This window comes from Streptomyces sp. NPDC031265, from assembly GCF_055570295.1.
This window is the reverse complement of the sequence record NZ_JBVIHM010000025.1, coordinates 1-13559: the sequence shown is the minus strand read 5'-3', so window position 1 is coordinate 13559 and position 13559 is coordinate 1. Positions and strand designations below refer to the sequence as shown.

Here is a 13559-nt window from a genome sequence, read left to right as displayed (position 1 = left end):
CGGGGTCCATCGGGCTGTGCGCGAGGGGTGACGGGAAGGCGCCAGCGGTGATCGAACAGCGACCGGATACGCTGACTTGAGTGAAGGCAGCGACACATCGACAATCCGTGTGATCGTCAGCAGACAGGAGTACCCCTCGTGACCGTCGTCGGGCCGTTCGGGCTGAGCGTGCGGGACCAGGCTCTTGAAGCCGATGTCCAGACCGGATTGGCGGCAGTCGAGGCGGGCCTGCTCGACGCCACCAAGAGCGAGGTCCCCTTCATCACGGAGGCCGCGCAGCACCTCGTGCGCGCGGGCGGCAAACGCTTCCGGCCACTGCTCGTGATGCTCTCCGCGCAGTTCGGCGACCCCTACGCGCCGGGTGTCGTGCCCTCGGCGGTGGTGGTCGAGCTCACGCATCTGGCGACGCTCTACCACGACGACGTCATGGACGAGGCCGAGGTGCGGCGCGGGGTGCCCAGCGCCAACGTCCGCTGGGGCAACTCGGTCGCGGTCCTCACCGGCGACTTCCTGTTCGCCCGCGCCTCGCACATACTGGCCGACCTGGGCCCGGAGGCCGTGCGCATCCAGGCCGAGGCGTTCGAACGGCTGGTCACCGGCCAGATCCTGGAGACCGCCGGTCCGCGCGACGGCCGCGACCCGGTGGACCACTACCTCGACGTGCTCGCGGGCAAGACCGGCTCGCTGGTGGCCGTCTCCGGCCGGTTCGGCGCGATGATGTCGGGGGCCGACGAGTCGGTCGTCGACATCCTCACGCAGTACGGCGAGCGGCTCGGCACCGCGTTCCAGCTGGCCGACGACGTCCTGGACATCGCCAGCGACTCGCACGAGTCCGGCAAGACCCCCGGCACCGACCTGCGTGAGGGCATCCCGACGCTGCCGGTCCTGCACCTGCGGGCGCACGCCGCCCAGCACGGCCGCCCGGAGGACCTGGAGCTCGTCGCGCTGCTCGACGGCGACCTGACGGACGACGCCCGGCACGCCGAGGCGCTGCGCCGGCTGCGGGTGCACCCGGCGCTCGAACAGGCCCGCAGGGACACCGTGCGGTACGCGGAGGAGGCCCGCGCCACGCTGGCGCCGCTGCCGGGGTGCTACGCGAAGTCGGCTCTGGAGGAGCTGTGCGACGCGGTGGTGCACCGGGCGGGCTAGGAGCCGTCTCCGCCGGTCCCGGTACCCGTCCGGTTCCTGTTCCGGTACTCGTTACGGGTACCCGTTCCTAGTAGCCGGAGCCGCCCGGCGGTGTCATGACGCCGCCCGAGGTCGTGCCTCCGCCCGTGTCGGCCGTGGCCTTCGCCCCGGTCGGGGTGATCGCGAACCAGGTGCCGCCGGCGCCCTGCCCGTACGCCTCGCGAGGCCCGTCATCCTTGGCGTACCGGTAGAGCGGCCAGCCCGCGAGGGTCAGCTGGGCGCTGCCGTCCGGGCGGGTGACCTTGCCGACCAGGGCCTTGTCGATGCCCTTGACGGTCAGCGCGTCGGTGGCGGGGGCCGGGGGCCAGATCGCGGCGCAGGCGGCCAGACAGTTCGAGTGGGACGGCTTCGCGGTGTCCTCGTCGAAGCGGTACAGGACGTATCCGTTGCTGTCGGTGACGACCGTGCCTACCTTGTCGACGTCGGCGGCGCTGAGGGTGGGGGCGGCCGGATTCGGGGTCGCGGGGGCCGTCGTGGTGGTCGACGGCTTCTCGGTCTTGCTGCTGCTGTTGCTGCTTCCGCACCCCGTGGCGGCCAGCGCGAGGACGGCTGTCCCGGCGGCAGCGCCGACGGCGATGCGGTGGACGGTGAGCATGGCGATCCCCTTTTGTGGTGCCGGTTGCTCTCACTCAGGTGTACGGATTCCGGCCCAAAGCGACTCGAACACCCGATCTGGCAATAGTGTGACCCAGGTCACACTATTGGATGCCTGGTGACGCTGCGCAAACGGTGGCATAGCTGGCGGAGCAATGTGCACCGCGAGGAGGGGAGCGGTTCGCGGATGCCGCCGCCGTGGGGGCGGGCGGCGGTGGCGGTGTCTCGGCGTACGGGCAGCTCCTGAAGGCGGCTCAGTCCGGAGCGCGCCGAGGGTCGTTGGCGGTGGTGGGAGGCAATCCCGCCTGGCCTCGGCGGAGTTGGCGCTTCTGACAGGTACGCGACGTACAACCCCTACTGGTCGGGGGAGGTCTCGCGTGCCGTTGTCATCCCAGAGAGGTACACGAGGTTGCTCCCGAGGGGTGACGCCTGACGGCGGCTGATTTGGTCAGATTGAGAACACCACTCCTGACCAATTCGGGTGAGAATGGCGGCGCGGGGTGGACAGAGCGCAGCACTACGGACGGACGCCGCCGACCACGGAGGTAAGGCACACATGGCACCGAACGACAGCGCACACACCACCGAGGAGGCCAGGGACCTCGTCGCGGGCCGCCGCAAGGCCGCCCGGTATCTGGTCCCGGTCGCGGTGGCGGGGGTGGCGGCCGCGACCATCGGGCTGGTCCCGGCGCTCGCGGATTCAGGTGACCCCGATCTGCCGAAGATCAGCGCACAGCAGCTCATCGAGAAGATCGCCGCGTCGGACGCCCAGCAGCTCTCCGGCACGGTGAAGATCAAGACGGACCTGGGTCTGCCGTCCTTCGGCGGCCTCGGCTCGTTCGCCCCCAAGGGGGGCGCGGGCAAGGGCGGCTCGTCCGCCTCGCCCGACAGCAAGCTGATGGAGCTCGCCTCCGGCTCGCACACCCTGCGGGTCGCGGCCGACGGCCCGGACAAGCAGAAGCTGTCGGTGCTCGACAACGCGTCGGAGTACAGCGTCATCCACACCGGGGACGACGTGTGGGCGTACGACAGCGCCTCGAACGAGGTGTACCACTCGAAGCGGGCCGGCGACGGCAAGAAGGAGCTCGGGGGCGACGCGGCCAAGCGCCACGGCCGCTCGGGCAAGGCCCCGGATGCCCTGCCGACCACGCCCAAGGCGATGGCCGAGCAGGCCCTGAAGGCGGTCGACCCGACCACCTCGGTCACCGTCGACGGCACGTCCCACGTGGCGGGCCGGGACGCCTACCAGCTGGTGATCAAGCCGAAGCAGTCCGGCTCGACCATCGGCGCGATCCGGATCGCGGTGGACGCGAAGAACGGGGTGCCGCTGAAGTTCACGCTCGCGCCGTCCGGCGGGGGCAAGGCCGTGATCGACGCGGGCTTCACCAAGGTCGACTTCGGCAAGCCGTCCGCCTCGACGTTCGACTTCACCCCGCCCAAGGGGGCGAAGGTCACCCAGGACGACGGCAAGGCGCACGCGGGCCGGGGCGACAAGGGGTTCAAGGGCTCCGGCAGCGAGTTCAAGGGTCTCAACGTCATCGGGAAGGGCTGGAACTCCATCGCCCGCCTCGACGTTCCAGGAGGTAAGGGCATCCCGACCGCACCTTCCGGCAAGGGCGGCAAGGGCGATGTCCCGCCGGAGGCCCGGAAGTTCCTCGACTCCCTGGGCGACAAGGTCACGGGCAGGTTCGGCTCGGGCACGGTCTACAAGACCCGCCTGGTCAACGCGCTGGTGACGGACGACGGCAAGGTGTTCGTGGGCGCGGTCAACAAGGACGCGCTGGTGAACGCGGCGAACGCGGCGAAGTAGTCAGGGGGAGGGGGGACCCGGGTCCCCCCTCGCAACCCCCTGAAATCTCAGCGCTGACCGGCCGAGGGGGCCGGGGCCAAGCACCAGTTACGGGAAGGGGCGGGGTGGGGAACTCTCCATCGGTGATCGAGACCCACGGTCTCAGCAAGCGCTACCGCGGCGGCCAACTCGCCGTGGACGGCCTGGACCTCACCGTCCCCAGCGGCAGCATCTTCGGCTTCCTCGGCCCCAACGGCTCGGGCAAGACGACCACCATCCGCATGCTGATGGGCCTGATCGAGCCGACCTCCGGCACGACCCGAGTCCTCGGCAGCCCCATGCCCCGCGCGGGGCGCACGGTCCTGCCGCAGGTGGGCGCCCTGATCGAGGGCCCAGCGCTGTACGGATTCCTGTCCGGCCGCGACAACCTCGTACGGTACGACTCGGCCGACCCGACCGCCGACCCCCGCACCCGCGCGAGCCGGGTCGCCCACGCCCTGGAGCGGGTCGGGCTCGCCGCTGCCTCCGGCAAGAAGGCGCGGGCGTACTCGCTGGGCATGAAGCAGCGGCTCGGGCTCGCGTCCGCTCTGCTCCAGCCGCGCAAGCTGCTGGTCCTGGACGAGCCCACCAACGGCCTCGACCCGCAGGGCATGCGGGAGATCCGCGCCCTGGTGCGGGAGCTCGCCGCCGACGGCACGACGGTCTTCCTCTCCTCGCACCTGCTGGACGAGATCGAGCAGGTCTGTACGCACGCGGCGGTGATGACCCAGGGCCGTCTGGTCGTCCAGGGCGAGGTCGCCGAGCTCTCGGCGGGCAACCGGGGCCGGCTCGCCGTCACCACCCCGGACCCGGCCGACGCGGCCCGGCTGCTCAAGGAGCGCGGGGTCGCGGACGTGACCGTGGACGGAGACCGCGTGACGGGCGAAGTCCCGCCGGACGACGTGGAACTGGCGGAGCTCAATGCCGCGCTGGTGCACGGCGGCGTACGGGTGAGGGCCTTCGGGGTCGAACGGGCCTCGCTGGAGGACGCGTTCGTGGCACTGACGGGGGAGGGGTTCGATGTCGCGGGCTGAGGTGAACGCAACGGAGGACGTGCCCACGTCGGCGCCCCCGCCGGGCCCGGACGCGGCACGGACCGCAGAGGCACGGTCCGCCACGGAGGCGGAGACGGCCGAGGCCGCGCAGGCCACAGAGGCCCAGGCCGCCCCCGACGCGGCACAGACCACAGAGGCCGGGTCCGCCACAGGGGTGGAGACGGCGGCGGCCACAGAGGCCCAGGCCGCTCCTGACAGGCCGGGCTCCGGGGGCCGGCGGCCCAGCCCCCTCTGGGCGCTCGGGCTCTTCCGGTCCGAGCTGGTCACCGTCGTGCGGCGGTGGCGCACCCTCGCGCTGCTCGGGGTGCTCGCGGCCGTCCCGGTCCTGATCGGCATCGCCGTGAAGATCGAGACGAGCGACGGCGGCACGGCCGGCCCCAGCGGCGGTGACGGCCCGGCCTTCATCTCGCAGGTCACCAACAACGGGCTCTTCCTCGTCTTCGCGGGACTCGCCGCGACCCTCCCCGTCTTCCTGCCGATGGCGATCGGCGTGGTCGCGGGCGACGCGATAGCGGGCGAGGCCAACAGCGGCACCCTGCGCTACCTCCTGGTCGCCCCGGCCGGGCGGACCAGGCTGCTCCTCGCCAAGTACGCGTCGGTGCTCGCGTTCTGCCTGCTGGCGACCCTGGTCGTGGCGGCGTCCGCGCTCGCCGTGGGCGCGCTGCTCTTCCCGCTCGGCGAGGTCACGACCATCTCCGGCACGCAGATAACGTTCGCGGACGGACTGGTACGCGCGCTCGCGATCGCCGGGGTGGTGGCCCTGTCGCTGACCGGCGTGGCCGCGCTCGGCCTGTTCATCTCCACCCTCACCGGCAGCGGCGTCGCGGCGATGGCGGCGACGGTCGGCCTGCTGATCACCGTGCAGATCCTGGACCAGATCCCCCAGCTGCACGCGATACACCCGTATCTGTTCCCGCACTACTGGCTGTCCTTCGCGGACCTGCTGCGGGTGCCGGTCTACTGGGACCAGCTGGTGAAGAACCTGGAGCTGCAGGCGCTGTACGTGGCGGTGTTCGGCTCGGCCGCCTGGGCGCGCTTCACGGCGAAGGACATCACGGCCTGAAAACGGGCCCGGGACGACGACGGAAGGGACGGGTCGTGCGAGCCGACCCCCGTGGCGGCTCGACACGACACGTGCCGTTTCCTTGGCACATTCTTGGATCAGACCATTCCGCTGTCAATACGCTACGGACCGTCCTCGTAGACTCGCCTCGTGACCGAGTCGCCACGCCCCGCCCCCAACCCCCGGCGCCGGAGCGAGAGATCGCGCCGCGCGATCCTCTCCGCGGCCCTCGAACTCTGCGCGGAAAACGGCTATGGACGCGTCACGATCGAGGGCATCGCCGCCCGTGCGGGCGTGAGCAAGAAGACGATCTACCGCTGGTGGGCGACGAAGGGCGCGGTGCTCCTGGAGGCCGTGATCGAGGCCGTGGTCAGCACCTCGCCGTTGCCCGACACGGGGGACATCGACACGGACATGGTGACGCATGTCACCAGCGTGATGCGGGTCTTCACCTCGCCGGTGATCGGCCCCGCGTACACCGGCATCCTCTCCGAGCTGCTCCACGACGAGGCGCTGGCGGCGGCCGTCAACGAGGAGCTGGTCGGCCCGCGCGTCGCGCTGGTGCACGAGCGGCTGCGCGCCGGACAGCGCCAGGGCCAGCTGCCGCCGGACGCCGATCTGGAGCTGGCCGTGGAGATGCTGTACGGGCCGCTGTACTACCGGCATGCGCTGAAGCGGCCGTTCCACGCCCCTGACAGGATCGCCTCGCTGGTGGCGCACGTCATGCGTGCGTTGCGAGCACCGTCTCCGAGCTGAAGAAGGTCTTGGCGCGGACCGTCGCCTCCGTGTCCTGCCCGACGGTGCCGGGCCGGTTGGCGGAGCCGAGCAGTACGCCGCCCCACCGCATGCTCATATACGCGGCGCTGTGGCGCAGGGTCCCCACCAGCGGATCGGCCACGGACTGGTCGGCGGTGGCCAGCGCCGTCACGCCCCACATGGTGCGCCCGGCCATCCGCGGCCGGAACTCCAGACCCGGCACCCGCATCCACCCCGACCAGTGGTCGAGGTAGTGCTTGACCGGGGTCGAGACGCCGTACCAGTACAGCGGTGAGGCGATGACCAGGTCGGTCGCCTCCAGGGTCGCGCCGAGCAGGGTCGCGGCGTCCCCGGCCGGGTCGGCGTACAGGCCCTCGCCGTCGTGGCGCCGGTCGGTGAACTCGGGCAGCCGCAGCCGGGAGAGGTCCAGCCAGCGCTGCGAGACATCACTCGGCAGCTGCTCGGCGGCCAGCCTGGCCAGCGCCTCCGTGTTGCCGCCGGAGCGCGTACTGCCGAGCAGGAAAAGGAAGTTGCGGGCCATGGTCCCCTCCAGAGAAAAGCATGCGCGTGCAGTATATGCACGCGCATGCTCATTGCGGGAGTGGTGGCCCCGGGGTCAGGGCCAGGGTCCGGGGACGGGCTGTCAGAAGGTCAGCTTCCAGCTGTTGATGTAGCCGGTGTCCTGCGGCCCCTTGTCCTGCACCTTCAGCTTCCACGTCCCGTTCGCCGTCTCGGTGGACGCGTTCACGGTGTACGTGGTGTTGATGTTCGGCGTGGAGTCCGACGACGAGTTGTGCAGCCGGTACGCCTTGCCGCTCGGGCCGATCAGATCGACCACCAGGTCGCCGCTGTAGGTGTGGACGATGTTCACCCCGACCTTGAGCGCGGCGGGCGCGTTGCCCGTACGCCCGGTGACCGAGACCGACGAGGTCACGGCCGCGCCGGGGGAGTCCGGGATGGTCACGTCGGTGGTGTTCTCGTGCGCGTCCCCGGTGGGCGGGGGCGTGGTGCCCGCGGACAGCTGCCACAGTGCGTACGCGATGGCGTCGCTGTTGTGGTCGAGCGCGGAGTCGTCGATGTTGGCGCTGGTGTCGCAGGAGGAGTGGTAGCAGGCGTCGAACGCGCGGCCCGCCGTGCCGCCCCACTTCTGGGCCTGGGCCGAGGTCTTGGTGTAGTCGGCGCCGGAGAAGAGGCCGCCGACGCGTATGCCGGCGTTCTTGAACGGCGCGTGGTCGGAGCGCCCGTCGCCCTCCGTCTCGATCTCGGTGGGTATGGAGAGGGTCGCGAAGTAGTCCTTGAAGACCTTCTCCAGGGCCGGGTCGTCGTCGTACACGAAGTAACCCGGGTTCGGCGAGCCGATCATGTCGAAGTTGAGGTAGGAGGAGATCTTGCCGCGGTCGGCCGACGACAGGCTGTTCACGTAGTACTTCGAGCCGACCAGGCCCAGCTCCTCCGCGCCGAACCAGCCGAACCGCAGGTGCTTGTCGGGCTTGAGCTGGGCGCGGGAGACGGCGAGCGCGGTCTCCAGGACCCCGGCCGAGCCGGAGCCGTTGTCGTTGACGCCGGGCCCCTCGGTCACCGAGTCGAGGTGCGCGCCGGTCATCACGGTCTGCGTGGTGTCACCGCCCGGCCAGTCGGCGATCAGGTTGTAGCCGGTGGCGCCGGACGAGGTGAACTGCTGGACGGAGGTGGTGTACCCGGCCGCGTCCAGCTTGCCCTTCACATAGTCGAGCGAGGCCTTGTAACCGGCCCGGCCGTGGGCGCGGTTGCCGCCGTTGGCGTTGGCTATCTGCTGGAACTGGGCGAGGTGCGCCTTGACGTTGGCGAGGGGTATGTCGGGTGCGGCGGCGGTGGCGGTTGCCTGAGCGGCCGGCGCGGCGAGGCCGAGGCCGAGGGTGGTGACGGCGAGGGTCGCGGCCGCGAGGGCGCTTCTGCGGTGCTTGGAGTGCTTGGTGCGCATGTGGGGGCTCCGTATTCCGTTCGGGGATGGTACGGAAACGCGAGCCTGATGTTCAGGGAGAGTTTCACTCACCGTCAAGAACGTATTCCGGACATGGGTGTTCGGTGGGCGGACGGTGGCCGGATTGTTCCCCCACCCCGCCCGTCCCCTCAAGCCCTGGGAGGGCGGGGGCTTCGCCCCGGGGACCCGTTTGTCTGCGGGCCGGTGGGGGCTGGTCGCGCAGTTCCCCGCGCCCCTGAAAGCGGCAGGAGGGGGGCCGGGCAAATCAGCCCCTCCGGCGTTCGAGGAGCTGGGCAGGGGGTGTAGCCCCCGCCCCTTCAGGGGCGCGGGGCCGTGACATGTGCGGCTCCGCCGCGTGGGCGCGACCAGCCACAGACGACGCGCAGGCGAACGGGATCCGGGGCGGAGCCCCGAAAGCGGGGTGCAGGGGCCGCAGGGCCCCGCAACGGGGGTCCCGGGGCGGAGCCCCGGGAAGAAACCCCTACTCCTCCCCCACCCTCACCCCCGGAGGGTTTGGGGAAGGGGCGGGGAGGGGCTCAACCCGCCGCCCAGCCGCCGCCAGTGCGACCCGCCCCCGTCGCGCCGTCCGCAGCGCGTCCCACGTCAGCAGCGTCAGCGCCAGCCACACCAGCGAGAACCCGGCCCACCGCTCGGCCGGCATCGCCTCGTGGAAGTACAGGATGCCCAGGCCGAACTGGAACACCGGCGCCAGGTACTGCAGCAGCCCCAGCGTCGACAGCGGGACACGGATCGCGGCCGCGCCGAAGCAGACCAGCGGCGCCGCCGTGACGACCCCGGTCGCGGCGAGCAGCGCCCCGTGCCCGGCGCCGTGGGACGCGAAGGTCGCCTCCCCCCGCGTCCCGAGCCACACCAGATACCCCAGCGCCGGCAGGAACTGCATGGCCGTCTCGGCGGCCAGCGACTCCAGCCCGCCGAGGTTCACCTTCTTCTTCACCAGCCCGTACGTGGCGAACGACAGCGCGAGTGTGAGTGAGATCCACGGCGGCCGGCCGGCGCCCACCGCCAGGACGACCACCGCCGCCGCGCCGATCCCCACCGCCGCCCACTGCACCGGCCGCAGCCGCTCCTTGAGCAGCAGTACGCCCATCGCGATGGTGACCAGCGGGTTGATGAAGTAGCCGAGCGACGCCTCGACGACGTGGCCGGAGTTCACCGACCAGATGTAGACGCCCCAGTTGACCGTGATCACGGCGGCGGCGAGGCCGATGAGCGCGAGCCGGCGCGGCTGGTGCAGGAGTTCGCCGATCCACGCCCAGCGGCGCAGTACGAGGAGCGCGACGCCGACGGCGGCGAGGGACCACACCATCCGGTGGGCCAGGATCTCGATCGCGCCGGACGGCTTCAGGAGCGGCCAGAAGAGCGGGACCAGCCCCCACATCCCGTAGGCACCGATCCCGTAGAGCAGTCCTGTCCGCTCTTCACCGGCGGCGGTACTCGGTTCCTCGGCCATGGGCCCTCCCTGCGCGCACGTCGACGCGCGCACGTCGACGTGATCGAAGGTAGCGCCAGGTGTCCGCACCTGTCATGCCCTATATCCGAAAACGGTCCTGACCGTGGTGTGGCCCGATTCCGCTGCCGGATCCCGTCAGGCCACGGCCCCCGCGGTGGCCGCCGCGATCGTCTCCGAGATCGGCGTCGTCGGCCGCCCGATCAGCCGGGACAGCTCGCCGGACGTGCCCGCCAGCCGCCCCCGCCCGATCGCCAGGTCCACGTCGACCAGGATCTCGGCGAACGGTGCCGGGATGCCCGCGCCCGTGAGGATGCCGAGGTGCACCTCGGGGGCGACGGCCTGGTACGCGATCTCCTTGCCGGTCGCCCGCGCGACCTCGGCCGCGTACTCCGCGAAGGACCATGCCACGTCGCCGCTCAGCTCGTACGTCCGGCCCAGGTGGCCCTCGCCGGTCAGCACCGCCGCCGCTGCGGCCGCGTAGTCGGCGCGGGCGGCCGAGGCCACCCGGCCCTCGCCCGCGTTGGAGACGACGGCCCCGTGCGCCAGGACCGGCTCCAGGTGGGCGGTGTAGTTCTCGGTGTACCAGCCGTTGCGCAGGAAGGTGTACGGCAGCTCCGAGTCGAGGATCAGCTGCTCGGTGGCCCTGTGCTCGTCCGCGAGGCGGAAGTCGGCCTCCGGTCCGCCGAGAATGCCGGTGTACGCGAGCTGCGCCACCCCGGCGTCCTTCGCCGCCGTGATCACGGCGGCGTGCTGCGCCACCCGCTGCCCGACCTCGCTGCCGGAGATCAGCAGCACGCGGTCACCGGCGCGGAAGGCCCCGGCCAGCGTCTCGGGCGCGCTGTAGTCGGCCACGCGCAGCTCCACACCGCGCTCGGCGAGCCCGGCGGCCTTCTCCTTGTTGCGTACGACGGCCGCTATCCCGCTCGCGGGCACGCCCGCGGCGAGCAGCTCGTCGACGACGAGACGGCCGAGGGCTCCGGTGGCTCCGGTGACGACGATGCTCATGGCTGCTGACTCCTTGGCTCTGGGTTCCCGTGCGGACCCCGTGCCACTCACCGTACGGCTGGCGCTAACCTTTCGTAAGTACCCACTTTGAAGTAAGGTACTGGTATGGCAGTAAGTACCCGGTCCTCAGAGGACCTCCGCGAGGCGATGTGTCCGCACCGGCTCGTCCTGGAGCACGTGACCAGCCGCTGGGGCGTCCTGGTCCTCCTCGCGCTGCTCGACCGGTCGTACCGGTTCAGTGAGCTGCGCAGGCACGTCGGCCGGGTCAGCGAGAAGATGCTGGCCCAGACCCTCCAGACGCTGGAGCGCGACGGCTTCGTGGACCGCGACGCCAAGCCGGTCATCCCGCCGCGCGTCGACTACTCGCTGACCCCCCTCGGCCGCGAGGCCGCCGAACGCGTACGGGCCCTCGCCGAGTGGACCGGCGTGCGGATGGAGCAGGTGCAGGAGGCGCGCGCCGTCTACGACACGGCCCGGGAGGCCAGGCGGGCGTGATGCCTAGTCGCGCTGCGGCTCCCGCCCCGCCTCCAGCGACCGCAGCGCCCGCGACACGTCGAACGGCAGCACCGTCACCGCCACCGACGGCAGCTGCTCCAGCGCCTTGGCCATCGCCTCGCCGGTGCCCCGGTGCAGCAGCCTGCCGAGGAATCCGGTGTACGTGCGGTGCGGGACCAGCACCGTCAGCCAGGTCCGGCCGTCCTCGGTCGTCCGGGCCGCCAGCTCCTTCATGGCGTGCCGCAGCCGCCGGTCCGGGCACTCCACCAGCTCCAGCGCCACCGTGGTCGCCGCCGTCGCCTCCCACTGCGCCGAGAGCCGCCGCGCGTGCGGCTCGTCGATCGCGAAGTGGACCGCCCGGGTCTCGTCGGGCCGCAGCTCGTGCGCGTACCGCAGCGCCTTGAGCGCCGCCAGGTCGAGCGTCTCCACCAGCACGAACACCAGATGGCGGCGGCCGTGCGGCAGATCGGCGCCGGGCGCCTGAAGGGTGTCGAGGGCCGCCGCCTCCCGCCGGTACTCCCGGTTGATCCGCGTCAGCGCCCACACCCCCAGCGGGAACACCACGACCACCAGCCAGGCGCCCTCGGTGAACTTGGTGACCGCGAAGATCAGCACGACGGCCGCCGACACCACGGCCGCCAGCCCGTTGACGGAGACCTTCAGTCGCCGGTGCCGCTCGCGCCGCCGCAGGTGGTACGCGGTGAGCCCGGCTCCGGCCATGGTGAAGGCGGTGAACACCCCGATCGCGTACAGCGCCACCAGCTTGTCGACGTTGGCGCGGGTCACGAGCAGCAGCGCCATCGCGACGACGGTCAGCGAGATGATCCCGTTGGAGAACGCGAGCCGGTGCCCGCGCCGGGTCAACAGCCGCGGCAGGAACCGGTCCTCGGCCACGAAGCTGGCCAGATAGGGGAAGCCGGTGAACGGAGTGTTGGCGCCGGTGTAGAGGATCAGCGCGGTCGCGAGCTGTACGAAGACGAGCCCGGCCGTGCCCAGCGCCCCGCCGCCGAACGCGAAGTGGGCCTCCTGCGCGATGACGGTCGGGGTCCCGTCGCTGTACGGCACCGCGTGCGTGAAGTGCGCGAGCGTCGACACACCGAGCACCAGCACGCCCAGGACACAGCTCATCGTGATCAGCGTGCGGCGGGCGTTGCGGCCCTGCGGCTCGCGGAACGCCGAGATGCCGTTCGAGATCGCTTCCAGCCCGGTGAGCGACGACCCGCCGTTGGCGAACGCCCGCAGCACCATGAACAGCGACGCCCCGTACAGCCAGCCGCTGCCCGCACTGCCGACCGGGATCGCCCCCGCCGCGTGCAGATCGGCGCGCGGCAGCCCGGAGCTGAGCCCGCGAGCGGCGGAGACGGCCAGCAGCAGTGCGATGGCCGCCATGAACAGATAGGCGGGCAGCGCGAACAGCCGCCCGGCCTCGCGCACCCCGCGCAGGTTCCCGTACGCGAGGAAGAGGACCACCCCGACGGAGATGGGCAGTTGGAGGTGGTCCATGCCGGTCCAGCCGCCGCCCAGCAGGTGCGCGAGCGAGATGATCGCGTTGGTCCCGGCCGACACCTGGACGGCGACGGTCACGATGTAGTCGACGAGCAGCGCCACGGCCGCGATCTGCGCGACGTCCGGCCCGAAGTTCTCGCGCGCCACGACGTACGAGCCGCCGGCCCGCGTGTAGATGGTGACGACATCGCTGTAACAGAGCGTCAGAAGCACCAGGACGAAGAGGATCGCCCCGGTCACGGGCATCAGCAGACTGAACGCCGCCGCCCCGACCACGGGCACCAGGACCCGGAGCATCTCCTCGGAACCGTACGCCGACGAGCTGATGCAGTCCGACGCCAGCACCCCGAGCGCGGTGCGGTTGTCCAGCTTCTCGGCGCCGATGCGCTCGGTGGTGAGCGGTTTGCCGAGCAGCCGCCGTTTGACACGGTACGCGAGACGGTCCATGGGCATATCAGTACGGGTGCCCGCCCGGGGGCCCGCGCAGACTCCCCGGCCGGGCACCCGTACTGATTCAGGTTGCCCCCATGGTGGTCCTAACCGGTGACGGTCCAGGTGTCGTTGCCGGTGAGGAGGGTGGTGAGGTCGCCCTTGCCGCGCTGTTCGATGGCCTGGTCGAGTTGGTCGGCCATCTGGGT

The 13559-nt window shown here is 71.4% G+C and carries 12 protein-coding genes; 6 read left to right on the top strand and 6 right to left on the bottom strand.

The window, feature by feature from the left end:
• Positions 1-138 precede the first annotated feature (138 nt).
• Positions 139-1149 (top strand): polyprenyl synthetase family protein, encoded by a 1011-nt coding sequence (locus tag ACZ499_RS30185; protein ID WP_468679407.1) that lies wholly within the window; start codon positions 139-141, stop codon positions 1147-1149.
• A gap of 67 nt (positions 1150-1216) precedes the next feature.
• Here the strand turns inward: ACZ499_RS30185 and ACZ499_RS30180 are convergent, their stop codons facing one another.
• Entirely contained in the window at positions 1217-1783 is a 567-nt protein-coding gene (locus ACZ499_RS30180; RefSeq protein ID WP_385538053.1) for a hypothetical protein, read from the bottom strand.
• A gap of 555 nt (positions 1784-2338) precedes the next feature.
• Here ACZ499_RS30180 and ACZ499_RS30175 point away from each other — a divergent pair.
• The 4 genes from ACZ499_RS30175 to ACZ499_RS30160 all read left to right on the top strand — a co-directional run bounded on the left by ACZ499_RS30175 (position 2339) and on the right by ACZ499_RS30160 (position 6484).
• A complete protein-coding gene (locus tag ACZ499_RS30175; RefSeq protein WP_468679406.1) occupies positions 2339-3592 on the top strand; it encodes a LolA family protein in 1254 nt (417 codons plus the stop codon).
• Positions 3593-3696: 104 nt separating this feature from the next.
• On the top strand, positions 3697-4644 hold the full coding sequence (locus ACZ499_RS30170; protein WP_468679405.1) for an ABC transporter ATP-binding protein: 948 nt from the start codon (positions 3697-3699) through the stop codon (positions 4642-4644).
• Between the two features lie 175 nt (positions 4645-4819).
• Positions 4820-5728, top strand: coding sequence for an ABC transporter permease (locus ACZ499_RS30165; protein ID WP_468679468.1), 909 nt, complete (start codon positions 4820-4822; stop codon positions 5726-5728).
• A 150-nt stretch (positions 5729-5878) separates the two neighbouring features.
• Positions 5879-6484 (top strand): TetR/AcrR family transcriptional regulator, encoded by a 606-nt coding sequence (locus ACZ499_RS30160; RefSeq protein WP_468679404.1) that lies wholly within the window; start codon positions 5879-5881, stop codon positions 6482-6484.
• On the opposite strand, the gene ACZ499_RS30155 is transcribed toward ACZ499_RS30160, so the two are convergent.
• The 4 genes from ACZ499_RS30155 to ACZ499_RS30140 form a co-directional block, all read right to left on the bottom strand.
• Positions 6450-7025: a flavodoxin family protein gene (locus ACZ499_RS30155; protein ID WP_468679403.1), complete on the bottom strand. Its 576-nt coding sequence runs from the start codon at positions 7023-7025 to the stop codon at positions 6450-6452. The two genes, ACZ499_RS30160 and ACZ499_RS30155, sit on opposite strands and share 35 nt — an antisense overlap.
• 102 nt (positions 7026-7127) lie before the next feature.
• Positions 7128-8444: a M28 family metallopeptidase gene (locus ACZ499_RS30150; RefSeq protein WP_468679402.1), complete on the bottom strand. Its 1317-nt coding sequence runs from the start codon at positions 8442-8444 to the stop codon at positions 7128-7130.
• A gap of 481 nt (positions 8445-8925) precedes the next feature.
• The gene (gene rarD / locus ACZ499_RS30145; RefSeq protein ID WP_468679401.1) at positions 8926-9915 is read right to left on the bottom strand and encodes an EamA family transporter RarD; all 990 of its coding nucleotides are present in this window, start codon (positions 9913-9915) and stop codon (positions 8926-8928) included.
• A 135-nt stretch (positions 9916-10050) separates the two neighbouring features.
• Positions 10051-10920: an SDR family oxidoreductase gene (locus tag ACZ499_RS30140; RefSeq protein WP_468679400.1), complete on the bottom strand. Its 870-nt coding sequence runs from the start codon at positions 10918-10920 to the stop codon at positions 10051-10053.
• A gap of 105 nt (positions 10921-11025) precedes the next feature.
• Here ACZ499_RS30140 and ACZ499_RS30135 point away from each other — a divergent pair, with 105 nt between their 5' ends.
• Positions 11026-11415, top strand: a complete 390-nt coding sequence (locus tag ACZ499_RS30135) for a winged helix-turn-helix transcriptional regulator (RefSeq protein WP_468679399.1) — start codon at positions 11026-11028, stop codon at positions 11413-11415.
• Positions 11416-11418: 3 nt separating this feature from the next.
• Here the strand turns inward: ACZ499_RS30135 and ACZ499_RS30130 are convergent, their stop codons facing one another.
• Positions 11419-13374 carry an APC family permease gene (locus ACZ499_RS30130; RefSeq protein WP_468679398.1) on the bottom strand — a complete coding sequence of 652 codons (1956 nt, stop codon included), beginning with the start codon at positions 13372-13374 and terminating at the stop codon, positions 11419-11421.
• Between the last annotated feature and the right edge of the window lie 185 nt (positions 13375-13559).